This is a genomic window from Spirillospora sp. CA-294931 (assembly GCF_050946795.1).
Classification (GTDB): Bacteria; Actinomycetota; Actinomycetes; order Streptosporangiales; family Streptosporangiaceae; genus Spirillospora.
This window is the reverse complement of record NZ_CP192006.1, coordinates 4,276,177-4,300,247: the sequence shown is the minus strand read 5'-3', so window position 1 is coordinate 4,300,247 and position 24,071 is coordinate 4,276,177. Positions and strand designations below refer to the sequence as shown.

The window sequence follows — 24,071 nt, the reverse complement described above, 5'->3', positions numbered from 1 at the left end:
TCCGGGATGGGGGCCCGCTCCCGTGGGAGACTTGAGCCATGACCCAGACGTTCGACTACGCGGCCGTTGTCGACCAAGAGCCGACCCATTGGCAGACGTCCCGGCTCCATTGGCATTGCTACCTGTGGACGGGCACGGGCGCGGAGTGGGCGGACGACGCAGCCCGGAAAGACCCATCGAGCGCGCTTCCGCCAACGGCCGTCCGGGCCTGGTTGCAAAAGCCCGCGAAGCTGCTTAAACAAGTGGCCGGTACCCCTGATGAGGCGCAGGAGTGGCTTCGCGAGCAAGCAACCCCACTGGTTGAGAGGGAGCTCTACCCACAAGAGATCGACTGGGAGTGGCGATACCGTCACTCTCTTTACGATCTGCGCTCCGGAAACGATCTCGTCTGGGGAATCTGGACCAAGGGGCCCTCGATATCCGCACTCGCGGTCATCGGGACGTCGGAGCGGTGTCACCAGGTCTAGGCGTCGCACACTCGGGCGCGTCTCGCGCACATGAGGAAGCTCCCGGAGGTGCCTACAGCCCTCCGGGGTTTCGCGTGTGGGCGGGAGGAACTGGCCGGTGGGTGAAGGGGCCGCGGCTTCCCTGCGCGCAGTGGTGGGGTGGGGCCTGTCCGATGGCGGAGCCACCCCGGAGGGGCGACCGCGAGGGAGTCAGCCGGCGCCACCCCTCGCGCCATTTCCAGGTCCAGTGTCGCAATGGTAGAAGCCGCTGCCCCGGCGCATCGCGACCGGGCGGGGTCAGGTGGTGGGGTGGTTGTCAGCCTGGATGCGGGTGGAGTCGGCAGGCCACACGCTGATGGTGTGGTCAAGGGGGGCGCCGGTGATGGCGTGGAGTGTGGTGGCGCGGACGATCACGATGGCTCCGGGCGGTAGTTGGAGGCTGGGGCCCTCGTAGCTGTCGGCGTGGCGGGCGTGGATCTCGCTGCTGGCGGTGGCGGGGGCTTGGTGGAGATGGGTGGCCAGGGCGGCGGTCCATGCCTCGGTGATGACCTCGGGCCGGGCCAAGGGATTGTCTTGGCTCACGCCCGGGGTGAAGCTGGCGCGCAGCTCGACGGGGACGCGTCCGGCGGCGTCGGTTATCACTCGTCGCCGCACGGCAACGGGTTCGCCGCTGGTGCGGCGTAGGGCCTGGGCGATCTGAGGCGGCAGGGGCTCAACGCTGGTCCAAACCTGCTGGACGGCGGTGAACGCGGGAGGGATGCCACCCCCTAGGGGGACGGTGTGCACGGGGCGCGGGGGCGCTGCCGGGGCCGGGGCCGGGCTGGCGGGCATGGGGGGCGTCGGGGCGGCGGGGTTGGTCATGACCGGACCGTGGGGGCCGGTGCTGTAGACGGCGGCCATGTCGGTGGCGGGCTGGTCGGTCTGGGGTAGGTCGCTGTCGCGGCGGGTGTCGGCGATGTCGGCGATGTCGTCAACGACCGTGGGGCCGTTGGTGGCGGTGTAGCCGCGTGTGCCGTTGTTGACGGCCCATCCCTGTTCGGCCAGGTCTCCCAGGACGCGTTTGCTGGTGGCGGCGGAGACGCCCCAATGCTCCTCAATTTGCCTGCGCGATGGCAGTAGTGATCCGGGCGGGTAGGTGCCCGCGCGGATGTCTCTGATGAGGTGCTCGCGGATGGTGCGGTACAGGGCGGGTGTTCCGCCAGTGGACGCGTCCCCGGACCGGCGCTTCTGGCCCAATGTGGCCACCTCCCAAGCTTGCTCACTGCCCGTAGCTGCGGATTTACCCGCTCACCCCACACCCTAGCGTGCCAAGTCGGCATACATCTGTTTACCAGATGAGCCAGGTTGGCACATACTCCACACGAGATGCCAAGTCGGCACATACCAAGTGTGGAGGTGGGCGGATGGAACTCCGCGTGGACATGATCGGGCTGCGGTTCCTGGTGGCGGAGCAGCCGAAGCAGCGCAAGGACTTCGACTCGGGGAACTTGCGGACGAGCGAGGACGGCCGTCCTCTGATGCAGGTGCAGCTACTGGTGATGGACGGTGAGCGGGCCGCCCCGATCAAGGTTGGGGTGGTGGGTGATCCGGGCTTGGGTCAGGGCGTGTTCGTTCACCCGGTGAACCTGGTGCTGAACGTGATGGACCGCAAGGGCGACACGATCATGTGGTGGACCGCTGACGGGCTGCCGGTCGCCTCGGCTGTCGGGGCGCCTGCCCTGGATGGTGCCAAGTCGGCACAGCAGAAGGGGCCGGGTAAGTGATGGCCCGGCGGTGGTTCGGGTCGGGGCTTGAGTTTCCGGCGGAAACGATGGTGTCGGTGGGCGCGGTGGATGCCACCGATCACGGGGTGTGCCCGTATGTGGTGGTGCTGGGCACGACGGGTCCGGCTCGGGTGATCTACGCGATCTCCGAGCCGAAGGGGCCGACGTGGACGATGCAGTTCGGGATCTCTGAGCGTCGGCGGCGCCGGGCGCTGCTGGCGGCGCTGGTGTGCGGCGCGGCTTTGGGGTCTGAGGGGCGGGGCCGCTTGGCGCGGTTGGAGGCCGTGGGTTCTCCGGCGTGGATGTCGGTGTCTGTCGGGCACGGCGCGGTGTGGGTGCCGCTGGGCCCGGACCGCACGCTGAACGGTGTCGCGATCTTGGATCTGTTCGCGGGGCTGGTTCCGGCGCGGGTGTGGGAGACGCTGGCGGAGCGGCGGGAGGCGGCATGGCTGGAGTGGGCGCACCGGCCTAGGGGTGATGTGCGTGTCCTGGACGTGGAGGACACCCGTCCCGACTCCAGGGCCCGGGAGGCGGCCGGGCGGCAGGATGTGGAGGCCACGCGGCGGGAGCCGGTGGATCAAGGGCCGTGGGACCGGCGGGTGGCGGGGGCGCCTAGGGCGGCTGACGGGTGGCCGGGGATTCGGCATGGGGGCGGCTACAGCGGGGGCGGGAACGGGTACAGCGGGCCGGGGCGGCCACGGTGAGGCGGCGGTCCTATTCGGCGACGCACGCGCCGGGGACGGTGGGCCTCCCGCCGATGATCCAGCGCCCGGAACTGCCGGTCCGGGCGCGGCTGACGCTCAAGGCGGCGCTGCTGTTGTGGGTGGTGCGGCCTAGCTGGTTGTGGCGGCGTGAGGCGGCCGGGTTGGTGGTGCTGGCGGGGCTGGCTGCGGCGGGCTGGCTGGCGTCGGGGCCGGTGGGTGCGGTGGCGGCGCCGGGCGGGCTGGTGCTGGTGGTGTCGGGGGTGCCGTGGTCGCGCGGCTGGGTGGCGGTGCGGTGGCGGCGTGCTCGGCTGCGGCGCAAGTGGGACAGGGCGATGCGTTTCGCGGACTTGGCGACGCTCAATGACCGGATTCCTCGGATCAAACGGGAGCGGGTGGTTCCGGCGGGTGTGCGGCTGCTGGTGCGGGTGCCGCGTGGCGCGACGGTGTGGGATCTGGCGGAGGAGCGGGAGCGGGTGGCGGCGGTGCTGCGGGTGCGTGAGGTTCGGGTGGCTCGTGATCTGGATGCGGCGGACCTGGCGCACGTGGACATCGTGCGTGGTGATCCGTTCGCCGATCCCGATGACCCTGAGGTGTCGAAGCCGATTCCGTGGCCGTGGGCGTCGGGTGATGGTCAGCGCAGCCTGAATGATCCGGTGCCGCTGGGGGTGGACGACATGGGCTCGGTGGTGTCGGTGCGGCTGCCCGGTAAGAACATGCTGTTGGGCGGGGAGCCGGAGGCGGGCAAGAGCGTCGCTTTGTCGCTGCTGCTGGCGGCGGCTGCTTTGGACCCTCATTCGCAGATCTGGGGGTTTGACGGCAAGCGCGTCGAACTCGCGCTGTGGCGGCCGGTGATGACCCGGGTCGCGTACAACTCGATCGATGCGGCGATTGCGCAGATGGAAGACCTGATCAAAGAGATGGATCGCCGCTACCTGATGTTGGAGGAGGCGGGGCGGCGGGTGCTGCTGGCTGAAGACGCACCGGTGATCCTGGTCCCGATCGACGAATTGAGGTTCTACACCGCGCATACCGACCGGGCGGCGGCGCGGCACTTCAACGCCCTGGGGGCGGACCTGACGGCACGGGGCCGGGCCGCTCGGATAGTGCAAGCGGCGGCGACGCAGAAACCGGCGGCGGATGTGGTGCCCAGCGGTTGGCGCGACCTGATGGCTCTGCGGTGGGCGATGCGGTGTAACACCGGTGACGCGAGCGACACGATTCTCGGCGCGGGGATGGCGTCGCTGGGGTACTCGGCGGCCGACATAGACCGGCGTACGCGGGGCGTGGGCTGGCTGCACGCGGAGGGCACCGTCCCCCGCCGGGTGAAGTCGTTCTATCTAGACGATCACGACATTCGTTCGATCGTGGCGCGTGGTGTGGCGCTGCGGCGGCTGGCGGCCGGTGACGGCTGGGTCTGACCGGCCCCCTCTCTTCCCTCTTCTCTCTTCTCTGACCTTGGGCCTCGCGCGGCGGGGTCGGCGGGAGCGTGCCCGCCGCGCGGGGCCCTTCCCTGCTCGAAAGGAGTACGTGCGGTGGCGATGGTGCCGAATCAACAAGCGGTGGAGCGGGTGTGTCCGTGCACGGACGCGGCGCCGGGGAGGGCGTTCCCGGTGCAGCGCCGCAATCCGTCCGGTGAGGACCGGTTCACGCGGGCCTTGGTGACGGACGTGGCCGATGTGCTGACGGCGCACGGCTTCCCGGTGATCGAGGGCGACGGGCCGGACTATTACGCGCTGATGTGGTGTCTGTGGCGTTACGCCTACGGGGACACGGTGCGTGGTCGGCACGGCAAGGGCCCGGGTGCGGGAACCGGCGCGGGTGAGGGCCCGGTGTCGGGGGCCGATGGCGCTGATGGTCATGAGTAGCCGGCGGAATGACCGCAGGTCACCCCGTAGGGGCGGCGGAGCCGTTGTGCCGTCTACGGTCCCCGCACGGGTGCGGGCGGCTGGGTTGGCGGCGGTGGGGCCGGTGCTGGCGGGGATGGCGGCCCGGGTGGCTGATGACTCCGCGTGGCGGGAGTGGCAACGGCAGGTTGAGCACACGGGGCATTGTGTGCGGCCGGTGCGGGTCCGTGGGGGCGCTGCGGCGGTGGACACCGGTACCGGTGAGGTGCTGGCGGAGTACTCCACGGCGGGGCGGCCCGATGGGGCGCTGCTGCTGGCGTGCAAGGACCGCCGTTCGGCGGTGTGCCCGGCGTGCGCGGAGACCTACCGGCGCGACACCTGGCATGTGATCGCGGCTGGGCTGCGGGGGCGGACGGCGGCGGTTCCGGGCGGGGTGGACGCGGTACCGGCGAGCGTGGCGGGGCATCCGGTGGTGCTGGCCACGTTCACGGCCCCCTCGTTCGGGGCGGTGCATCGGGCGGGTGATGCGGCGTGCCGGGCCCGGTCGGGTCGGCCGATGTGTCCGCACAAGGTGTCGCTGACCTGCGATGCGCGTCATGGCGGCGGTGACGCTCGGGTCGGTACGCCGCTGTGCTGGGACTGCTACGACTACGCGGGGCATGTGCTGTGGCACGCGGCGGTGCCGGAGGTGTGGCGCCGCACGGTGATCTACCTTTACCGGGCGCTGGCGCGGGTGGCCACGGAGCGGACCGGGACGCGGGTGACGGTGCGGGCGGTGCGCGGCCACGTCCGGGTGTCCTACGTCAAGGTGGCGGAGTTCCAGAAGCGGGCGGCGGTGCACCTGCACGCCGTTCTCAGGCTTGACGGTGTTGACGCGGACGCTCCGGAGCGGGTGACGGCCCCTCCGGCCTGGGCGGATGTGTCCGCCTTGGAGGCGGCGATCCGGGACGCGGCGGCGCGGGTGGCGGTGCGGCTGCCTGAGGTCGGCGGCCGGACGCGCAAAGCGCGGTGGGGCGCGCAGCTCGACGTGGCACCGATCATCGATCCGGAGCGGGCGGCGGCGTACCTGGCCAAGTACGCGACCAAGACCGCCGGTGACGTCCTGGCGGGCCTGCCCGCGCGGCGGTTCGGGCGCAGCGAGGCTGACCGCATCCGGCGGCGGGTGGCCAACCCCCACGTGATGCTGCTGGTCGCGATGTGTTTCCGGCTGTCGCGGCTGCCGGACTGCGCGGGGTTCGCCCTGGACCTGCATCCTCACACGCTGGGGTTTCGGGGCCACTTCGCGACCAAGAGCCGCCGGTACTCGGTGACTCTCGGGGTCTTGCGCGGGGTGCGGCGGTCCTGGCGCGCTCGCTCGCGTCCGGGCGGCGATGTGTGGGCGCGGGCGGGTGACGTGGCCGATGACGGCACGGTGATCGTGCGCGAATGGCGGTACCTGGGGACGGGTTGGGCTCGTCCGGGTGATGCGAATTTGGCGGCGGGTCTGGCGCTGGATCATGCGGCGGCGCGGGCGGCGTTCGACCTGGCGATGGTGGCGCGGGCGGGTGAGGCGCCATGACCAGCCTGATCTCCATGGCGCTGTCGCTGTGGCTGTTGTGGTTCTTGATCAGGTTGCCGTTCCTGACCCAAAGGCGGCGACGGGTTCGGGTGCGGTTCCGGGTGCCGCTGCGGCACCAGTACCCGCGCGCCTCACGAGCGGCGACGGTGTTCGTGCTGTTCGTGGTGACACCGGTCGTGGCGGTGGCCTCTAGCTGCGGCTGGTGGGGACTGTGACCGGCGGCGGCCCGGACCGGAGCAGGAGCGTTGTTCGCGGGCTGGCGGACGTGCGGTTCGCGCGGATGATCACGCCTCGGTTGATCGGCTGGGTGTACGTGGCGGGGCTGGGGTTGGTGGCGCTGGGCTCGCTGGCGGGGCTGCTGCTGGTGCTGGGGGTGGCTGCCTGGCTGGGCGCCGGGTGGCTCGTCTTCGCGCCGGTGGTGATCGCGGCCGGGGTCGCCGGGCTGCTGCTGACCCGCGTCGCGTGTGAGTGGGTGCTGATGGCCTTCACGCGCGGCCGTGCGGTCGGCTACCGGGCACACAACGGCGGGCCGTCCGGCCCACAACAGGAAGGGAACCGGGATGAATGAGACCAGGGCGAGCGAGACCAGGCGGCGTATGCGGCTGGCGCTGCGGGCGGTGGTGGTGCTGGCGGGCGTGGCAGCGCTGGGAGCGGCGCTGCTCCCGGCGGTGTGGCCATCGGCAGGGAACCGGGAGGCGCGTCCGGGTGCGCACTCGGGCGGGATCACCAGCAGCTTGGACGCGCCCACGGCGGCGGGCCCCACGCGGGCGCCGGTCCGGCATGTCACCCATGCCGAACTGTCGCGCGCTCTCAAGGCATCGCGGCCGAAGGGGTACAAGGTGATCAAGGCGTCCCGGTTCCTGCTGGGGTTCCTGGAAACGCCGGGGGCGGCGTCGTGTCACAGACAGGGGGCTCGGATTCCCGGCTCTGTGATCGAGGTGGCGGGGTCGCGCTATCACCGGGGAGCGGGGGCGCGTGACGGGTACGTGATCCAGGGGGTGGCCTACCCTTCGGCTGGGCATGCGCGGCGGGCCGCGATTCGGCTCCGGGATCTGGCTCGTCAGTGCCCGAGGTTCAAGCGGTTTCGGGAGATCATCCCGCTGACCGGTCGCAGACGCGGTGTGGCGGCCCACACCAATACCTGGCGTGTCCTCGGGGAAGCGAGCGATGCGCAGAGCATGAGCGTCCGGGTACGGGAGGAGATCCGCTACACCCGCAGCCGGTGGCCTCTGAACTCCACTGACCGCCTGATCGACTACAGCCAACGCGGAAACTTGCTGGTGGTTCAGTTGATCCACACCTTCCGCAAGGACTCGGGCACCCCCCGGGCGGCAACGGCCTTCGCGGCGGCCAGCCTTGACCGCCTGCTGACGCGGATCGGCGCGGGGCCGTGCCGCTGGACCAGCGGATACACGCAGTGCGGGACCAGAGCGTGAGGTCGGCTCCTGCCCGGAGGGCCTGAGCCTGCGCCATGGCGCTCCAGGTGCTCCGGGCAGGGTCGCTCAGAAGGGACGCGTGCCGCTTGCGGCGCCGAATAAGGGGCGGCTGGGTGGGGGTTTGTGGGACGGATGCGGCAACGACCTAAAGGTGATCATGATCGGGTGAGGTGATGGCGCGGGACGGGGAGACGGCGAGCGAAGGTGAGAACACGGACGCAACAACGGCGGGGCCTGGTGGCCTGAGCGAAGCGGCGCGCGAATGGGTGCGGCGCACCGTAGCGGAGATGGAACCGCTGAGCCAGGACGAGCGGGAGTACCTGGCCTGGATGTTCCATCGACAGGACTAACGCCAACAACGATCGTCCCGCCTCTGGCCATGTGCCCGGGGCGGGACGATCGTCGTTGTGCAGCTAGGCGGCTTGCTGCTGGCTCTGCTGGTCGGTGGGGGTCGGGGTGGGGCGCTCTCGCCTGGTGATCGACACGCGTTCGTGGATCTGCGGGCGCCTGCCCCGACCGACCGGGAGAATCTCCACCACCAGGAGACGGCGGGTGATCTCCTTCTGCTCCTCCAATGAGAGTGTCTCCCATGCGGCGGCGATGTCCTCGGCGCCTACCAGGGTGGCGGCGGGGTCCTCCTCCTGGGCGACTGCCTCCAACCGCTCTAGGGCCTTGTCCAGCTTGGCGCGGCGCCTGGCGGTCTGCTCAAGCATCTGCGCACGCGTGATGCGGTCCTCTTCGTGATCGGACGCGATCTCAATCAGGCGGGTTCGGTGCCTGACCACCTCGGCGCGCAGAGCCGCAACGTCCTCCACTGCGGTCTTGGTCCCGATGATCTCGGCGGGATCGGAGGTCTTGATCAGCTCGAAGAGAGTGGCTTTGACAAGGTCGTCCAGCTCCACCATGGGACACCGGACATGCCCCGGACTGGCCTCCTCCGATCGGCACCGGTAGGTGTCGACCTCGACGAACGTCACGGCCTTGGTACGGCGGTTGGTGCGCTTGCGCTTGACCCGCTGCACGCGCATCTTGTCTCCGCACGGACACCCATAGATCCCCGTGCCGAACCACTTGGGCGCGGTCCCCACATGGTTGGTACGCCGTGATGGGTCGGTCAGCTTGGCCACCAGCGCCCAATACCGATCGGGCGCGATGATGGGCTCCCCCGGCAAGCGCCCCACCACATCGTCCGGCGTGTAGACGTAACGCCCCCGCTCTCCTGAGCGGTGCACCAGCAATCCGGCGTTGCAGGGGCGCAACAACATGTCACGCATACTCCCCGAAGTCCACGGCTCCCCGTTGGCCCTGCGGTAGCCCTCGGCGTTGATGTCCCGCGTCACTGCGGCGACCTTCACGCCTGCCTCCTCCACGCCGGGGATGGCGTTCCCGACCCTGAGGGCAATGTCGAACGCGCGGCGAATGCACTTGGCCTCCGGCTCCCGCACGCTCCCGTCCAGCTCGAACCCGAACCGGCGCGGCCCTCCGCCTAGCCTGCCCTCCTCTGCCTGCTCCCGACGGGCGTTGCTGACTCGTCGGGAGGTGTCCCGGCTCGACTGGTTGGCGATGGCGCACATGACCCGCGCCATGGTGATATCCGCATCACAAGCAAGGCGCAGACTCCCCGTGACCGAATCACACACGATGCGGGGCCGGGACTGCTCCACCACATCGATCAGGTCCTCCAGGTCGCGGGGGTCCCGCACAACCCGGTCAAGATGGACGGCCAGGAACCGGGTAAAGCTCCGTCGCTCCAGAATCCGCAATCCCTTGCGGAACTGCGGGCGGATGGTCCTCAACTGCCGTTCCCCGTTGGGAAGGGTGATCTTCCGGCGCTTGAACGCGCTGGTGTCGTTCTCGACCAAGATCAGCCCAATACGCGCGCTCGTCAGTGCGCCGTAGTCGCAAGTGTTGGCGACTTGCCGCGCCACACCTCCCACCTCGTCCTCCTCGGCGTCGCTGATACGGACCAGCGCAACCGTGTCCACATCCGCCCCTGAACCGGCGGTCGCCTGCCACTCATCACCCTTCGCGTTCCACCGTCCTGGTACTCCGTTGATCTCCATCTCCCCGGCGCTGGCCATCGCCTCGCGAACCTGCGCACTGGTGATCGTTCCCGCTCCGCCCATCCCCGCCGCCTCCCTCGTTTGTCCTGCTCTACCTGCAATTATCCCCAAAAGAAGGGTCGGATTAACGGGGCGGGCAAGAGCACCACGATGCGGATGATCTGCGGGCTGACCCCGCCGAGCTCCGGATCGGCGACGGTGAAGGGCGCGCCCTACGGCCGCATCGCCAACCCCGGCCGCCATGTCGGGGTGCTGCTGGACGCCGGGGCCCAGCACGGCGGCCGGACGGGACGCGAGACGCTCGCGCTCACCGCGCACCTGGTCGGCGTCGACCGGGCCCGCGCCGAGGAGATGCTCGGGCTGGTCGGCCTGACCGGCAAGGCGGGCCGCCGCCGGGTCGGCGGGTACTCGCTGGGCATGCGCCAGCGGCTGGGCATCGCCCAGGCGCTGGTCGGCGACCCCAGCGTGCTGATCCTGGACGAGCCCGCCAACGGCCTGGACCCCGAGGGCATCTTCTGGATGCGGGGCCTGCTGCGCGACTTCGCCGACCGGGGCGGCACGGTGCTGCTCTCCTCGCACCTGCTGCGCGAGGTGGAGGCGGTCGCCGACCGCTTCGTGGTCATCGCGGGCGGGCGGGTCGCCGCCCAGGGCACCAAGGAGGAGCTGCTGACCTCCCCCGGCGGGACGGTCGCGCGCGGCCTGGACCCCGACGCCCTGGGCGCCGCGCTCGCCGCCGCCGGGCTGACCGCGCGGCGGGGCGCCGACGGCGCCTTCGCCGTCGACGCGACCGCCGAGGCCGTCGGGCGGGCCGCCGCCGCGACCGGCGCCGTCCTGCTGGAGCTTCGCCAGGCCAGCGGGGGCGGCCTGGAGGAGCTGTTCCTGACCCTCACGTCCGGGGCCGCCGAGGTGCTCGCGCCGCGGCCGGTTCCCGTCCAGGCCCGGGAGGCCGTCCGATGACCACCGTGACCGCGCCCGCCGGGGCCCTGCTCGACCCCGCCCGGCCCTCCCTGGTCCGGCTCACCGCCGTCGAGCTGCGCAAGATGGTCGACACCAGGTCCGGCCGGTGGCTGCTGATCCTGATCGCGCTGGCCGCCGTGGCGATGATGCCGGTCGTGCTGTTCGCCGTGCCCGAACGCGAGCAGACGCTGCGCGAGTTCTTCACCGCCTCGCAGGCCGGGGTGTTCTTCCTGCTCCCGGTCCTCGGCATCATGTCGGTGACCTCCGAATGGTCGCAGCGCACCGCGCTGACCACCTTCACCCTGGTGCCCGACCGGAACCGGGTGGTGATGGCCAAGGTGCTCGGCGGCGCCGCCCTCGGCACGGCGTTCATCGCGGTCGGGCTGGTGGTCTCGGTGCTGGCCAAGGCGCTGGGCGAGGTGGTCGGCCGCTCGGACGGGAGCTGGTCGCTGCCGCTCTCGGTGGTCGGCACGGGGCTGCTGCTCTCGCTCACCACGGTGCTGATGGGCGTGGCGTTCGCGATGCTCTGCATGAACACCCCGATCGCGATCGTGCTGTACTTCCTCCTGCCGACGCTCTGGACGACGCTGGGCGAGATGGTCGAGAAGCTGAACTCGGTCGCGGGATGGCTGGACACCAACCGCACGCTGGCCAAGCTGAGCGAGCCCGGCATCACCTCGGGCGAATGGGCCCGGGTGGGGACCTCGCTGCTGGTGTGGATGGTCATTCCGCTGGTGGCCGGGGTGATCCGCCTGAACCGCCGGGAGGTGAAGTAGCCAGCGGGACGTGCCGCAGCAGCAGCGACGCCGCGAGCCCGGCCAGCGCGATCGGGAGCGCGGTGAGGAAGAGCGTCGAGAACGCCTCGGCGAAGGCGGCGGCGACGCCGTCCCGCACGGGCCCGGGGAGCCCGCGCAGGATCTCGGGACGGACGACGTCGTCGAAGGCGGGCGCGGTGCCGGGGGGCACCCGCCCGCCGGCCTCGTGCTCGAACCGGCTCGCCATGACGCCGCCGAACACCGCCATGCCCGCGGCGGTGCCGACCATCCGGGCGGCGAACACGCCCGAGGACGCGGCGCCCAGGTCGCGCCGGGGCGCCGCGTTCTGCGCGACCAGCAGGATCACCTGCTGCGACAGCCCCGCCCCGAAGCCCAGGACGGCCATGTACGCGCCCGCCGGGACGAGGCCGGAGCCGGTGTCCAGGGACGCCAGCGCCCCGATCCCCACGGCCGTGATCGCCATGCTCGCGGCGGGCAGCCGGTGGTAGCGGCCGGTCCGGGCGACGTACCGCCCGGCGCCCAGCGACGCGACCAGGAGACCGGCCGTCATCGGCAGCAGGAGCAGACCCGAGTTCGCCGCGCCCACTCCCCCGACCACCTGGAAGTACATCGGCAGATACGTGGCCAGGCCGAAGCCGGTGGCGCCGCCCGCCATCGCGACCGCGCACGCCACGGCGAACGAGCGGTCGCGGAACAGGCGCGGGGGCAGGACGGGCTCGGCCGCGCGGCGCTCGGCCAGCACCCAGGCGGCCAGGAACGCGGCCGTCCCGGCCGCGAGCCCGGCGATCCACGGCGAGGTCCAGGCGTGGCGCGTCCCGGCCCAGCTGGTCAGCAGCGTGAAGCAGGTGATCGCGGCGCCGAGCAGCACGATCCCGGGGTAGTCGACCGGACGGCGCCCGGACGGCCTGGGCAGGCGCAGGAACGGCACCGTGAGGCCCAGCGCGACCAGCCCGAGCGGAAGGTTGACGTAGAACACCCATCGCCAGGAGAGGTGCTCGGCCAGGAAGCCTCCGACGGGCGGGCCCGCGAGGGCCGACACCGCGAAGATCACCGCTGAGTAGCTCTGGTAGCGGGCGCGCTCGCGGGGTTCGAACAGGTCGCCCGTGAGCGCGAACATCGAGGCCATCAGGCAGCCGGCGCCCGCGCCCTGCACGGCCCGGAAGGCGATCAGCCAGTCCATGGACGGTGCGGCGCCGCACGCGGCGGACCCGGCCAGGAAGGCCCCGAGACCGGCCACGAACAGGGGCTTGCGGCCGAACAGGTCGCCGAGCCGACCGGCCAGCGGGACGGTGACGCTGGTGGCCAGCACGTAGGCGGTCGACACCCACGCGATCCGGTCGAGCCCGCCGAGGTCGCCCACGAGCGCGGGCAACGCGGTCCCGAGGACGGTGGCGTCCAGCGACGACATCAGCCCCGCGACCATCAGGCCGCCGAACACCAGCAGCCGGTGCTTGTGGATCATCATCGCTCCCATTTGATTGCTAAAAGCATGTAGATGCTAAACGCAGTTATATGAGGTAAGCAACACGCGGCTGTAGGGTGGGGGGCCATGAGCACGGACGAACCGGCTCCTGTGGAGGCCGTCGAGCGCGGTATGGTCAGGCTGCGGCGGTCGATGTCGCGCCAGGGCCTGGGCAGGGCCGCGATCCGCGAGCACAACCTCCCGGTCGACCTGCGGATCCTGCATGTCACCGACGCCATCGACGAGGGTCCCGACCAACCGGGGCAGGAGATGAGCGTGGGCCTGGTCGCGTCCCGGCTGGGCATCGACCCCTCGCGCGGCAGCCGGATCGTGGCCGAGGCCGTCAAGGAGGGCTATGTCCGGCGGGTGGCCTCGCAGGAGGACGGCCGGCGCATCCAGCTCGAACTCACCGAAGCCGGCCGGAAGGTGGTGGAGTCCGCGCGGCGCACCCGGCTGCGCCGCTTCGAGCAGGCCATGAGCGACTGGACCGAGCACGAGCGCCGCGAGTTCGCCCGCCTGCTGGGCCGATTCGTGGAACACCGAGACGAGGACGACGAGCGCCGATGACCCATTCAGTGATCAATTCCGACCGGCTCGACCTGGTGACGCTCGGCCCGGACACGCTCCGGGCCGTCCTGGCCGACGACGCCGACGCGGCCGGCGCGCTGCTGGACACCGAGGTACCGGCCGACTGGCCCTCGATCGTCCCCGCCGCGATCCGGCTCCTCCAACTGGAGGCCGACCCCGCGCACGAGCCCTGGCTCACCCGCGCCGTGGTCGACCGGGACGAGCGCCGGGCGATCGGCGTCGCCGGTTTCCACTCCCCGCCGGACGGGCGGGCCTGCGTGGAGATCGGCTACGAGATCCTCCCGGAGAACCGCAGGCGGGGGTACGCGCGCGAGGCCGCCCTCGCCCTGGCCGGGTGGGCCCACGCGACCGGCGAGGCCAAGATCCTCCGGGCGTGCGTCGCCCCGGACAACACCCCGTCGCTGACCATGGTGGCCTCCCTCGGCTTCGCGGAGGTCGGCGCGCAGATCGACGACGAGGACGGTCCCGAGCTGATCTTCGAGCGCGCCCTTCCCCTGGCCTGATGGGCCGCCGGGGCCATCGGTATCTCATCGTCGGAGCCGGGCCCGCCGGGCTCCAGCTGTCCTACTTCCTGCGGCGGGCGGGCGCCGACGCGGTGACGCTGGAGCGCGGGTCCGGTCCGGCGAACTTCCTGCGCCGGTACCCCCGCCATCGCCGGCTCATCTCGCTCAACAAGGTGCACTGCACCGCCACCGACCCCGAGATCCGGTTGCGCTGGGACTGGAACTCCCTGCTGAACGACGCGCCCGGACTGCTGTTCCCCGCCTACAGCGACGCCTACCTCCCCCACGCCGACGACCTGGTGCGCTACCTGGAGGACTTCCAGCGCCACCACGACCTGGACGTGCGCTACGGCACCGCGGTCGAGCGGATCGAGCGGGCGGACGAGGGCCTGCTCGTCCGCACCTCACGGGGCGAAATGAACGCCCGCTGCGTCGTCGTCGCCACCGGCTGGGGCGGCCCGTTCGTCCCGGACATCCGCGGCATCGAGCACGCCGTGGGCTACGAGGACATGGCCCTCGACCCGGCCGCGTACGCGGGCAAGCGGGTGCTGGTCATCGGCAAGGGCAACTCGGCCTTCGAGACCGCGCACGCGATGATCGGCCACGCCGCGATGGTGCACCTGGCCAGCCGGCGGCCGCTGCGGCTGGCGTGGAACACCAAGCACCCCGGCGACGTCCGCGGCCAGTTCGGGGCGCTGCTGGACGCCTACCAGTTCAAGACCCTGCACTCGGTGCTCGACTGCACGATCGACGAGATCCGCCCCAAGGACGGCCTGTTCGAGGTCGATCTCACCTACAGCCACGCCGACGGCGAGCGGGCCACGCTGGAGTACGAGACGGTGATCCGCTGCACCGGCTTCCGGATGGACACCCGGATCTTCGGCCCGGGCTGCGTGCCCGGCACCGAGCGCGAGGGGCGGATGCCGTCGCTGCGCCCCGACTGGCGCTCGGCCGACGTCGACGACCTCTACTTCGCCGGGACGATCGCCCAGGCCCGCGACTTCATGCGGGCGTCGTCGGCGTTCATCGACGGGTTCCGCTACAACCTGCGGACGCTGGCCGCGCTGCTCCGCGAGCGCTACGACGGCGTCCCGCTGCCGTGCGCCGCGGCCCCGTCCGACCCGCGCGGGCTGGCGCGGCTCGTCCTGGACCGGGTGAACCACAGCTCGGCCCTCTGGACGCAGTTCGAGTACCTCTGCGACGTCCTGGTGCCCGACCCGGCCGCCGGGGGCCTGCGGCACTACACCGACCTGCCCGAGGACTACGCCGTCGAACGCTTCCGCGACGGGCCCGCCTTCTTCACCTTCAACCTGCGCTGGGGCCGCGACGAGCACGCCGACGCCTTCGCGATCGAGCGCCACCCCCGGCCCGACCGCGCGGACGAGAGCGCGTTCATCCACCCGGTCGTCCGCCGGTACCGGGGCGACCGGCTCGTCGCCGAGCAGCACCTGCTGGAGGACCTGCTGGCCGAGTGGCGGCGCCCGGACCGCCACGTCCGGCCCCTGGAGGAGTTCCTGGCACGCGAGCTGGGCTGTCAGTGACGGATGATCACATCGTCCAGCGGCTTGCGGGTGATGGCGGGGACATGCGCGTCCGGCGCCGGGTACCCGACCGGCATGACCACGTAGGCGCGCTCCTCGCGGGGACGGTCGCACACCTCGTTCAGGAAGCGCATCGGGCTCGGCGTGTGCGGCAGCGTGGCCAGGCCCGCGTGGTGCAGCGCCGCGATGAGCAGGCCCACGGCGATGCCCACCGACTCCTTGACGTAGTAGGGCTTGGGGCTGTGCGGGCCCTGGTGCACCTCGAACACCACGATCACGGCGGGTGCGGTCTCCAGGAAGGGCTTGCGCCAGGTGGTGCCGAAGGGCTCCAGCGCGTGCAGCCACTCCTCGGACGCGCGGCGCCCGTAGAACTCGCGCTCCTCGGCCTCGGCGGCCAGGCGCAGGCGCCGCTTGCGCTCCGGGTCGGTGATCACCACGAACCGCCACGGCTGGACGTTGGCGCCGCTGGGCGCGGTCGCGGCGGCCTGGATCGCGGTCTCGATCACCTCGTCGGGGATCGGCTCGGGCGAGAAGTCCCTGACCGAGCGCCGCGTCAGCATGACGTCGGTGAAGGCGCGCACGGCGCCCGCCGCCTCGGTGAAGGGGACCTGGCGGGGGGTCAAGGGAACGTGCTGCTCGGACTCGGACACGGGGCGGCCTCCTGAAGTGTCGTCGCCCCTTCAGGATGCCTCGTGGAGATCGTCACCGCCTTAGTTAAATGTGCCATTCTGAGCGGTCTGTTCCACGAGATGGTCGACAACATCGGTCAGCAGGCCGTTCTTGGCCTCGGCCGCCCGCTGCCGGGCCGCCCCGTCGCCGTCCTCGGCCAGCGTGGTCAGCCAGCCGGTCACCCGCGCCAGATCGCCGTGCTCCTCGAGACCGGGGAGCGCCGCGTCCAGCAGCCGCGCCGCCAGGTCGCGCGCCGGGAGCGTGGCGCCGGTCAGGACGTCGACGCCCGCGCCCGCCATGCCGTCCCTGGCCGCCTTCCAGTAGGCGACCCGCATCATCTCCGGCTCGACGACCGGCCCGGGGTCGCCGCTCTCGACCAGCGGCAGCAGGCTCGCCACCAGCCCGCGCACCAGCGCCGCCATCGCCGCCGACTCCGCGGCCGTCATCGGCACGTCGGCGCCGCGCACCTCCAGCGTCGGCAGGTGCGCCGACGGCCGGACGTCCCAGAAGATCGTCCCGGCGTCGACCAGGGCCTCCGCCTCGACCAGCATCGCCACCAGCTCGTCGTAGTGCGCCGCCGAGGTGAAGTACGGGGGCGCGCCCGCGACCGGCCAGCGGGCCCAGAACAGCGACCGCCAGCTGGCGTACCCGGTGTCGCGCCCGTCCCAGTACGGCGAGTTGGCGGCCAGCGCGAGGAGCACCGGCAGGTAGGGCCGCAGGTGGTTGCTGACCAGCACGGCCGTGTCGCGGTCGGGGATCTCGACGTGCACGTGCAGCGCGCACAGGCTCAGCTCGGCGTGCAGGCCCCGGAACGTCGCGTTGCCGCGGTCCTGCCGCTCGCCCCGCGTGACGGGCGCGGGCACCGCGTCACCCAGCACCGGCGTGCCGCTGGCGATGATCCGCAGCCCCAGCCCGGCGGCGGCCGCGGCGATCGCCGCGCGGCCCTCGGCCAGCTGCCCGGCCAGCTCGCCCGCCGAGTCGCACGGGTCGGTGCGGCCCTCCACCTGGTGCTCGGTGATCTCCCCCGCCACCCGGGCGCCCAGCCGTCCCCCGGCCGCCCGGACCACGTCGCCGGCCCTGGCGGTCACGCTCCGCGTCTCCGCGTCGACGACCAGGAACTCCTCCTCGACCCCGAACCTCACGTGCGCCCACCTCTCATCGCCCCGAGGGCCGTGAGAGGCCCGTTCCAAGGCTACGAGGCGCGACCCCCGGTAACCACACGTTCGACCAGCGTGGCGAGCGGCGCGGCCGATCGGGCATCGCGCCCGCGGGGGGCGCTCGTCCTTCTCCGAGAAGGCCGCGGTCAGGCGCTCCCCCGCCGTTCGATCACCAGGATCCTGGCCTCGGGCGCCGGGTGGGCGACATGCTCGTCGCCGGGCTCGGCATAGCAGATCCGCCCGGGCGTCAGGCGTTCCACCCGCTCCTCGCCCTCGGCGCGGTAGTGCATGTCGACGGCGCCGTCGAGCACCGCGAACACCTCGGGCCCGTCGTTGACGTGCCAGACATAGGGCCGGTCGGTCCAGTGCAGCCGGACCGTGGCGTCGTCGATCTCGGTGATGTCCAGCGCGCCCCAGGGCCGGTCGGCGGTGAACTCTCCCGCGTCAATGAATCGCATGCCCCCGAGAATGCCCGATCAGCGCGCCGTCAGCTCGGTCAGGATCTGCAGGATCAGCGCCCTGCTGTCGTCGGGCGGGAGCGCGGACCGTTCCTCGATGAACGTCCAGACACCGGACAGGTCGGCCTGGCCGAAGTCGGTGCCCACGATGGTGTGGATCAACGGGACCCGATCGTTGACCTCGGGGAACTCCAGGACGTCGAAGGGGTAGGCCCGCGCCTCGTACAGCGCGGCGTCGTCGGGGACGAGCCGGATCGTCGCCTCGGCGCTCTCGCCCAGGTCGAGCAGGTGGTGCAGCTGGGCGACCATCGCCTCGGGCTCGGTCAGCGGCAGGGTCAGCGCCCGCTCGTCGATGATCACATCGAGCGTCCGGGGGCGCCCGTCCACCCGGTGACGCTGCCTGCTGCTGAGCAGGTCCCACTCCAGGTCGACGTCGCACCCCGGGTGCAGATGCGGGGCGAGGTGGCGGCTGTAGCGCTCGGCCCGTGCGAGCTCGGGGACGAGCTGAACGCCGTAGGAGTGGACGACCGAAGCCTCCGACTCCATGATGAGCACGTCGCGCGTCGAGGCCTTCAGCCCGTCCGCGTGCGCGGCGAGCCAGGCGGGGCCGTCCAGCCGGGAGGCCAGATCGATCATGACGTCCGCCATCCGGGCCTCGCGGATCCGGTAGCGCTCCATGATCCGCTCGACCTCGACCGGCGCGGGCCTGGCGAACCCGGTCTCCACGCGGACCAGCCAGTCGGACGCGCACCCGGCCACGGCGGCCGCGTCCTCGTACGACAGCCTCAGGGCCTCCCTGGTCAGCCGCAGGTACAGCCCCAGGCGCCGCGCGTTGATGTTCGGCTCTCGATGGTCGATGGGCATCGGTCCTCCCGACCGCCATCCTCCCTCACTCACCGTCACACGACGTGCCGAATGACGGACTCCCAGCACGGGGCTCCCCCTCCAGGGTGAGGCGTTCGGCCTCATGGGGGAAGCACGGCGGACGGGCCGGACGGGAGCGTAGGCGGACACCGCCTAACAGGAGGACCTGTGAACACTCCTCGCACGCTCGCCGTGGTCACGGCCACGGCGGCCGCGTTGACCGCCGGGGCGTCGGCCGCCACCGCGACCGCGTCCGGCTCCGATCCGAAGAAGGTGACGATCAAGGGCTCGGCGCGGATGTACTACGCGCCCGATCCCAAGGACGACGTCCGTTTCACGCTCGACGCCACCGCGACCTACACCGAGCTCGGCCAGGACCCCATGCCCGCCACGGCCGGGGGCACGTTCAAGGTCTCGCATCGGGTGGACTCGCTGAACATCACGGTCTGGGCCGAGGCCAGGGTCGACTGCGTCCGGGCCAGCGGCCGCGTGGCGACGGTGACCGCCGTGGTCTACAAGACCTCACCGGAGCTCCAGCGGGACTGGATGGGACGGCGGCTCGGCTTCACCATCGCCGACTTCGGCCGCAAGAACGACCAGATGGGATCGATCGGCCCCCGCGAGGAGGTCGCCCGGTGCCTGAAGGGCACGCCCTACGTCGCGCCCGCCCCGTTCAGCCTGGCGCAGCGTGGAGGTTTCACGCTGAAGCACGACCTGCCGCCCATGCCCTGAGAGCCGCGGCGCCAAAGCTGACCAATCGTCGTCAGAAAGGGCCGTTCTCGCTGGTGCGTCCATGATCCGGCGACGTAATGTCGCGGCTCGAAGGGCCGAGACGGGGAGGAACGATGGCGGTCGTCCGCGAGCTGATCACATACCCGATCAAGGGGTGCGCCGGTGTCGCCCTGGGCGAGGCGCGGCTGACCGAGGCCGGCCTCGCGCACGACCGCGCGTTCATGGTCGTGTCCGAGGACGGCGTGTTCCGCACGCTGCGCACGCATCCCCGGCTGGCGCTGGCCGCCCCGGTGGTGGACGGCGACCGCCTCACGCTGCGCGCCCACGGCGCCCGCGAGCTCGAATTCGAGTTCGCCGTGGACGGCCCGAGGCGTGACGTCACCCTGTTCGGTGCCCCCTTCCAGGGCATCGACCAGGGTGACGAGGCCGCCGCGTGGTTCTCGGCGCTGCTCGGCGAGCCCAGCAGGCTGGTCCGGGTGCCGCCCGACCACGACCGGGTGACCGACGGCGAGACCCCCGGCACCTCCGGGTACGCCGACAGCGGCGCCGTCCACGCCCTGTCGCTGGCGAGCCTGGACGAGCTGAACCGGCGCCTGGAGCGGCCGCTGCCCCTGGCCCGGTTCCGTCCCAACATCGTGATCGGCGGCTGGGACGAGCCCCATGCCGAGGACCTGGTCCGCCGCGTCGTCGTGGGCAACACCGAGCTGGCCTTCGCCAAGCTCGCGGTCCGCTGCGTGGTCACGACCGTCGACACCGAGCGGGGTGTGAAGGCGGGCCCGGAACCGCTGCGGACGCTGGCGACCTACCGCCGGGCGGCCAAGGGCGTGATCCTCGGCACCAAGTTCTCCGTGGTCCGCACCGGCAAGATCGCCGTGGGCGACGCCCTGGACGTCACCGCCTGGGCCGAGCCCGCCTCCTAGGCTCGCCGCCCGGCGAGACGGGGCAGCAGGCGCAGGGCGTTGCCGCGGCGGATCGCGGCCCGCGCCCGGTCGTCCAGCGAGGGGTCCCGCTCGATGCCCCGGGTCGTGAACCGCACCTCGGACGCGGTGTTCTGCGCCCAGTCCGTCCCGTACAGGAGCCGCTTGTGGCCCGCCGCCTTGAGCAGGGTGGGCGTCGCGTAGGGCGAGGGCGGCGCGGCGGTGTCGTAGTGGAAGCGCCGCAGCGCCCTGCGGAAGACCTCGGGCGCGGGCCCGCGGCCGGTGCGCCCGGCGTGCTCGATCCGTCCGCCGATGTAGGGCAGGAAGCCCCCGGCGTGCGACAGGACGACCGAGATCCGCCGGTGCCGCTCCATCGTCCCCGAGGCGACCAGGTTGAAGGCGGCCCGCGTGGTGTCCAGCATGAAGTCGGCGATCCAGTCCTGCATCCCGGGGACCTCGAACTCCGTGCCGGGCAGCGGGCCCGGGTGGGTGAAGATCACCGCGGCGCGCCGGTCGAGCTCGGCGAACAGCGGTTCGAAGGCCCGGTCGCCCAGGTAGCGGGTCCCGTCGTTGGTCATGAGGATCACGCCGTCGGCGCCGAGCTCGTCCAGCGCGTACGCGGCCTCCCTGATCGCGATGTCGACATGGAGCAGCGGGACGTAGGCGAAGAACCCGAACCGGCCCGGGTGGTCACTGACCAGCCGGGCGTTCTCCTCGTTGAACAGCCTCGGCCCCGACAGCGCGAGCCGCCGGTCGCGGAACGCCGCCGACGGCGCGGGCTGTGACGCCACACCGGCGGCGATGCCGTTGGCCTCCATGACCTCCAGCGTCTCCGTGAGGCTCCAGTTCCCCCAGCGAGGGCCGCCCTGGGCGGGAAGGAGGCCGTTCCGGACGCACCACTCCCGCATCTTGGGGGTGAGCACGTGGTGGTGGACGTCGATCCGCCCGGCCCGGGGCCCGGCCTCGGCCGGTGGGACGAGCCGCGCCGCGCCGAGCCCGGCGACGGCGGTGGCCGCCGCGCCCATGCCGAGCACGCGCCGCCGCGAGGGGTGAACAGGGGTCATCGGGTTGCTCCTAGGGTTTCGTCCGGCGCCGCCCAACAGGAGCATACGAGATAGTCTCACTTGAGACTATAGCGAGTGGGTCTAAAATCGGGACGTGCCCTCTGAACTCGGCGACCCGCGCACCGACGACGTGGCCCTCGGCCACCTCATCGCCGTGGTGCACCAGACCGGACGCGACGCCCTCGGCCGGGCGCTGCGGCCCCTGAACCTGGAGACCCGCCACTTCGCCGTCCTGGTGGCCCTCGATCGCCACGGCCCGGCCAGCCAGCGCCGGATCAGCGACCTGCTCGACCTGGACAAGTCCGCGATGGTCCGGATCATGGACGAGCTGGAGCGCATGGGCCTGGCCGCCCGGGCCCGCGCGGAGCACGACCGGCGCGCCTACGCGATCGATCTCACCCCCGAGGGGCGGGCCCGCGCCGCCGCGGCCGCCGAGGTCACCGCGGAGGTCACCGCGGGCCTGTACGGGCGGCTGAGCGGCGCGGAGCGCGACCAGCTGGTCGCCCTGCTCGCGCGGCTCGCCCCCTGACTCAGTCGGGCAGCCTCGGCACCGACAGGCCGGGATCGCGGCCCAGCAGCAGGGCGCGGGTCACGGCCTCGGAGCCGAACCGGTCGCGCACGCCGTCCAGCGCCGCGTCGAGCGCCTCGCCGTCGCGCTCGAACGGCAGCGCGAGCTGGACGGCGCCGTCGTCGTGCAGCCCGCCGAGGCTGACGCCGATCAGCGTGAGCCCCCGGCTCTCGATCAGCGGCCCGGCCGCCGCCAGCAGACCCCGCGCGGTGCCGAGCAGCGCGCGCGTCTCGGCCGTGGCCTGCGGCAGCGAACGCGACCGGGTGGCGCGCTCGAAGTCGTCGAACCGCAGCCGCAGCGTGACCGTCCGGCAGATCCGCCGGGCCTTCCGCAGCCTGCGGGCCAGCCGGTCGACCAGCCCGGCCAGCAGGACGTCCAGTTCCTCGGGGCCGCGGTCGCGTCGCCCCAGCGCCCGCTGCGCCCCCATCGACCGGCTCCGGACGCCCGTGCGCACGGCGCGCGGGTCGCGGTTGTGCGCCAGCGCGTACAGGTGGCGCCCCGAGGCCGCCCCCAGGAACGCGACCAGCGACGACTCGGGCAAGGCCGCCACGTCGCCGACCGTGGTGATGCCGCGTTGCCGGAGCTTCTCGGCGGTGACCGGGCCCACGCCCCACAGCCGCGCCACCGGGAGCGGGTGCAGGAACTCCAGCTCCCGATCGGGCGCGACCACCAGCAGGCCGTCGGGCTTGGCGACACCGCTGGCGACCTTGGCCAGGAACTTGGTGCGCGCCACCCCGACGGTGATCGGCAACCCGATCTCCTCCAGGACCGTGCGGCGCAGCCGGGCGGCGATCAGCTCGGGCGGCCCCGCGATCGCCCCGAGACCGCCCACATCGAGGAACGCCTCGTCGATCGAGAGCCCCTCGACCAGCGGCGTCGTCCCCCGGAACACCGCGAACACGCCCTTGCTCGCCTCGCTGTAGGCGCTCATCCTCGGCTGGACCACGACCGCGTGCGGGCACAGCCGCCGGGCCTGGCGCCCGTTCATCGCCGTGCGAACCCCGTATGCCTTGGCCTCGTAGCTCGCGGCGAGCACCACGCCCGCGCCGACGATCACCGGACGGCGGCGCAGCCGGGGGTCGTCGCGCTGCTCGACCGACGCGTAGAACGCGTCCAGGTCGGCATGCAGGATGACCGCGCCCTCGCTTGACACGAACATATGTTCGCACAGACCGCCACCCTTCGCCCGGTGGCGAAGGGTCCCGGGGCTACATTCGCGGTGTGGAGACGACCAAGAACCAGACCTTCCGCGCACTGCACGAGCGGGGATTCGTCCTGCCGAACGCCTGGGACCACGCCAGCGGGGCGCTGCTGGCGGAGGCGGGGTTCCCCGCGGTGGGCACCACCAGCCTCGGTGTGGCCGCCGTCGCGGGCAAGCCCGACGCCGCCGGGGCGATCCGCGACGAGACGCTGGCGCTCGCCCGGAGCCTGGCGCGGCTGCCCGTCCCGGTGACCGTGGACGTCGAAGGCGGCTACTCCGACGAGCCCGCCCAGGTCGCCGAGCTCGCCGCCGAACTGGCGTCGCTGGGCATCGCGGGCCTCAACCTGGAGGACAGCCACGCCGACGGATCACCGCGGGCACCCGAGCACCACGCGTCCCTCGTCGCGGCGGCCAGGAAGGCGGCGCCGGACCTGTTCCTCAACGCCCGGACGGACGCGTTCTGGCTCTCGGAGCGCCCGGACCTCGACGCCGCGCTGCACCGCGCCCGCCTTTACGCCGAGGCGGGCGCCGACGGGATCTTCGTCCCCGGGGCGGGCGACGACCGGCACGTCACCGCGCTGGTGGAGGGCATCGACCTCCCCCTCAACCTGCTGCATCTCCCCGGGGTGACCGAGCCCGCCCGCCTCTTCGATCTGGGCGTGCGCCGCGTCAGCTCCGGCTCCCTGCTGTACCGGACGGCGCTGGGCGCGGCGGTCTCGGCCGCGCTGGCCCTCACCGGAGCCGGGGGCGACCGGCCGGTCCCGACGTACCAGGACGTCCAGAGGCTCCTCTGACCGCCG

Annotated in this window: 27 protein-coding genes; 18 read left to right on the top strand and 9 right to left on the bottom strand. The window is 72.2% G+C overall.

What is annotated here, in order from left to right; genetic code table 11:
• Positions 1–38: 38 nt before the first annotated feature.
• Positions 39–467, top strand: a complete 429-nt coding sequence (locus tag ACQPY4_RS19115; protein WP_433338193.1) for a hypothetical protein — start codon at positions 39–41, stop codon at positions 465–467.
• A 276-nt stretch (positions 468–743) separates the two neighbouring features.
• On the opposite strand, the gene ACQPY4_RS19110 is transcribed toward ACQPY4_RS19115, so the two are convergent.
• Complete coding sequence (locus ACQPY4_RS19110; protein ID WP_433338191.1) at positions 744–1,691, bottom strand: UTRA domain-containing protein; 948 nt, start codon at positions 1,689–1,691, stop codon at positions 744–746.
• 158 nt (positions 1,692–1,849) lie between these two features.
• Between ACQPY4_RS19110 and ACQPY4_RS19105 the strand changes: the two genes are divergently transcribed.
• The 8 genes from ACQPY4_RS19105 (at position 1,850) to ACQPY4_RS19070 (ending at position 7,751) form a co-directional block, all read left to right on the top strand.
• Positions 1,850–2,209 carry a hypothetical protein gene (locus ACQPY4_RS19105; RefSeq protein WP_433338189.1) on the top strand — a complete coding sequence of 120 codons (360 nt, stop codon included), beginning with the start codon at positions 1,850–1,852 and terminating at the stop codon, positions 2,207–2,209.
• A gap of 56 nt (positions 2,210–2,265) precedes the next feature.
• Positions 2,266–2,913: a hypothetical protein gene (locus ACQPY4_RS19100; protein WP_433338187.1), complete on the top strand. Its 648-nt coding sequence runs from the start codon at positions 2,266–2,268 to the stop codon at positions 2,911–2,913.
• A 53-nt stretch (positions 2,914–2,966) separates the two neighbouring features.
• Positions 2,967–4,331 (top strand): FtsK/SpoIIIE domain-containing protein, encoded by a 1,365-nt coding sequence (locus ACQPY4_RS19095; protein WP_433338185.1) that lies wholly within the window; start codon positions 2,967–2,969, stop codon positions 4,329–4,331.
• A gap of 114 nt (positions 4,332–4,445) precedes the next feature.
• Positions 4,446–4,778, top strand: coding sequence for a hypothetical protein (locus tag ACQPY4_RS19090; RefSeq protein ID WP_433338183.1), 333 nt, complete (start codon positions 4,446–4,448; stop codon positions 4,776–4,778).
• A 115-nt stretch (positions 4,779–4,893) separates the two neighbouring features.
• Positions 4,894–6,315, top strand: a complete 1,422-nt coding sequence (locus ACQPY4_RS19085; RefSeq protein WP_433338954.1) for a replication initiator — start codon at positions 4,894–4,896, stop codon at positions 6,313–6,315.
• On the top strand, positions 6,312–6,530 hold the full coding sequence (locus ACQPY4_RS19080) for a hypothetical protein (protein WP_433338181.1): 219 nt from the start codon (positions 6,312–6,314) through the stop codon (positions 6,528–6,530). Before ACQPY4_RS19085 ends, ACQPY4_RS19080 begins: the two co-directional genes overlap by 4 nt.
• The gene (locus tag ACQPY4_RS19075; RefSeq protein ID WP_433338179.1) at positions 6,518–6,883 is read left to right on the top strand and encodes a DUF4282 domain-containing protein; all 366 of its coding nucleotides are present in this window, start codon (positions 6,518–6,520) and stop codon (positions 6,881–6,883) included. The genes ACQPY4_RS19080 and ACQPY4_RS19075 overlap by 13 nt, the downstream gene beginning before the upstream one ends.
• On the top strand, positions 6,876–7,751 hold the full coding sequence (locus ACQPY4_RS19070) for a hypothetical protein (protein ID WP_433338177.1): 876 nt from the start codon (positions 6,876–6,878) through the stop codon (positions 7,749–7,751). Before ACQPY4_RS19075 ends, ACQPY4_RS19070 begins: the two co-directional genes overlap by 8 nt.
• A 413-nt stretch (positions 7,752–8,164) precedes the next feature.
• Here the strand turns inward: ACQPY4_RS19070 and ACQPY4_RS19065 are convergent, their stop codons facing one another.
• Positions 8,165–9,877, bottom strand: a complete 1,713-nt coding sequence (locus ACQPY4_RS19065; protein ID WP_433338175.1) for a recombinase family protein — start codon at positions 9,875–9,877, stop codon at positions 8,165–8,167.
• Between the two features lie 87 nt (positions 9,878–9,964).
• Here ACQPY4_RS19065 and ACQPY4_RS19060 point away from each other — a divergent pair, with 87 nt between their 5' ends.
• Together ACQPY4_RS19060 and ACQPY4_RS19055 are read left to right on the top strand one after the other, a co-directional pair.
• Positions 9,965–10,771, top strand: a complete 807-nt coding sequence (locus ACQPY4_RS19060; RefSeq protein WP_433338173.1) for an ATP-binding cassette domain-containing protein — start codon at positions 9,965–9,967, stop codon at positions 10,769–10,771.
• The gene (locus ACQPY4_RS19055) at positions 10,768–11,547 is read left to right on the top strand and encodes an ABC transporter permease (protein WP_433338169.1); all 780 of its coding nucleotides are present in this window, start codon (positions 10,768–10,770) and stop codon (positions 11,545–11,547) included. Before ACQPY4_RS19060 ends, ACQPY4_RS19055 begins: the two co-directional genes overlap by 4 nt.
• Here the strand turns inward: ACQPY4_RS19055 and ACQPY4_RS19050 are convergent.
• Positions 11,495–13,012 (bottom strand): MDR family MFS transporter, encoded by a 1,518-nt coding sequence (locus tag ACQPY4_RS19050; RefSeq protein ID WP_433338167.1) that lies wholly within the window; start codon positions 13,010–13,012, stop codon positions 11,495–11,497. The genes ACQPY4_RS19055 and ACQPY4_RS19050 overlap by 53 nt on opposite strands.
• Before the next feature lie 84 nt (positions 13,013–13,096).
• Between ACQPY4_RS19050 and ACQPY4_RS19045 the strand changes: the two genes are divergently transcribed.
• From ACQPY4_RS19045 to ACQPY4_RS19035, 3 genes are read left to right on the top strand one after another with little or no spacing between them, the layout of a single operon-like run.
• Positions 13,097–13,576 carry a MarR family winged helix-turn-helix transcriptional regulator gene (locus tag ACQPY4_RS19045; RefSeq protein WP_433338165.1) on the top strand — a complete coding sequence of 160 codons (480 nt, stop codon included), beginning with the start codon at positions 13,097–13,099 and terminating at the stop codon, positions 13,574–13,576.
• Positions 13,573–14,100 carry a GNAT family N-acetyltransferase gene (locus ACQPY4_RS19040; RefSeq protein WP_433338163.1) on the top strand — a complete coding sequence of 176 codons (528 nt, stop codon included), beginning with the start codon at positions 13,573–13,575 and terminating at the stop codon, positions 14,098–14,100. The genes ACQPY4_RS19045 and ACQPY4_RS19040 overlap by 4 nt, the downstream gene beginning before the upstream one ends.
• Positions 14,100–15,641 carry an NAD(P)-binding domain-containing protein gene (locus tag ACQPY4_RS19035; RefSeq protein WP_433338161.1) on the top strand — a complete coding sequence of 514 codons (1,542 nt, stop codon included), beginning with the start codon at positions 14,100–14,102 and terminating at the stop codon, positions 15,639–15,641. Before ACQPY4_RS19040 ends, ACQPY4_RS19035 begins: the two co-directional genes overlap by 1 nt.
• On the opposite strand, the gene ACQPY4_RS19030 is transcribed toward ACQPY4_RS19035, so the two are convergent.
• From ACQPY4_RS19030 to ACQPY4_RS19015, 4 genes are all read right to left on the bottom strand, one after another.
• Positions 15,635–16,291 (bottom strand): nitroreductase family protein, encoded by a 657-nt coding sequence (locus ACQPY4_RS19030; protein WP_433338159.1) that lies wholly within the window; start codon positions 16,289–16,291, stop codon positions 15,635–15,637. The two genes, ACQPY4_RS19035 and ACQPY4_RS19030, sit on opposite strands and share 7 nt — an antisense overlap.
• Positions 16,292–16,351: 60 nt before the next feature.
• Positions 16,352–17,452, bottom strand: coding sequence for a carboxylate-amine ligase (locus tag ACQPY4_RS19025; protein ID WP_433338157.1), 1,101 nt, complete (start codon positions 17,450–17,452; stop codon positions 16,352–16,354).
• A gap of 161 nt (positions 17,453–17,613) precedes the next feature.
• Entirely contained in the window at positions 17,614–17,925 is a 312-nt protein-coding gene (locus ACQPY4_RS19020; RefSeq protein WP_433338155.1) for a hypothetical protein, read from the bottom strand.
• 18 nt (positions 17,926–17,943) lie between these two features.
• On the bottom strand, positions 17,944–18,789 hold the full coding sequence (locus tag ACQPY4_RS19015; protein WP_433338153.1) for a helix-turn-helix domain-containing protein: 846 nt from the start codon (positions 18,787–18,789) through the stop codon (positions 17,944–17,946).
• 168 nt (positions 18,790–18,957) lie between these two features.
• On the opposite strand from ACQPY4_RS19015, the gene ACQPY4_RS19010 reads away from it, so the two are divergent.
• On the top strand, positions 18,958–19,521 hold the full coding sequence (locus ACQPY4_RS19010) for a hypothetical protein (protein ID WP_433338151.1): 564 nt from the start codon (positions 18,958–18,960) through the stop codon (positions 19,519–19,521).
• A gap of 113 nt (positions 19,522–19,634) precedes the next feature.
• Positions 19,635–20,441, top strand: coding sequence for an MOSC domain-containing protein (locus tag ACQPY4_RS19005; RefSeq protein ID WP_433338149.1), 807 nt, complete (start codon positions 19,635–19,637; stop codon positions 20,439–20,441).
• Here ACQPY4_RS19005 and ACQPY4_RS19000 read toward each other — a convergent pair.
• Positions 20,438–21,502: an amidohydrolase family protein gene (locus tag ACQPY4_RS19000; RefSeq protein ID WP_433338147.1), complete on the bottom strand. Its 1,065-nt coding sequence runs from the start codon at positions 21,500–21,502 to the stop codon at positions 20,438–20,440. The two genes, ACQPY4_RS19005 and ACQPY4_RS19000, sit on opposite strands and share 4 nt — an antisense overlap.
• Positions 21,503–21,596: 94 nt before the next feature.
• Between ACQPY4_RS19000 and ACQPY4_RS18995 the strand changes: the two genes are divergently transcribed.
• Positions 21,597–22,031, top strand: coding sequence for a MarR family winged helix-turn-helix transcriptional regulator (locus ACQPY4_RS18995; protein WP_433338145.1), 435 nt, complete (start codon positions 21,597–21,599; stop codon positions 22,029–22,031).
• A gap of 1 nt (position 22,032) precedes the next feature.
• Here ACQPY4_RS18995 and dinB read toward each other — a convergent pair whose 3' ends face one another.
• A complete protein-coding gene (gene dinB / locus ACQPY4_RS18990) occupies positions 22,033–23,223 on the bottom strand; it encodes a DNA polymerase IV (protein WP_433338143.1) in 1,191 nt (396 codons plus the stop codon).
• A 68-nt stretch (positions 23,224–23,291) separates the two neighbouring features.
• Here dinB and ACQPY4_RS18985 point away from each other — a divergent pair, with 68 nt between their 5' ends.
• Positions 23,292–24,065, top strand: coding sequence for an isocitrate lyase/PEP mutase family protein (locus tag ACQPY4_RS18985; protein WP_433338141.1), 774 nt, complete (start codon positions 23,292–23,294; stop codon positions 24,063–24,065).
• Positions 24,066–24,071: the final 6 nt, after the last annotated feature.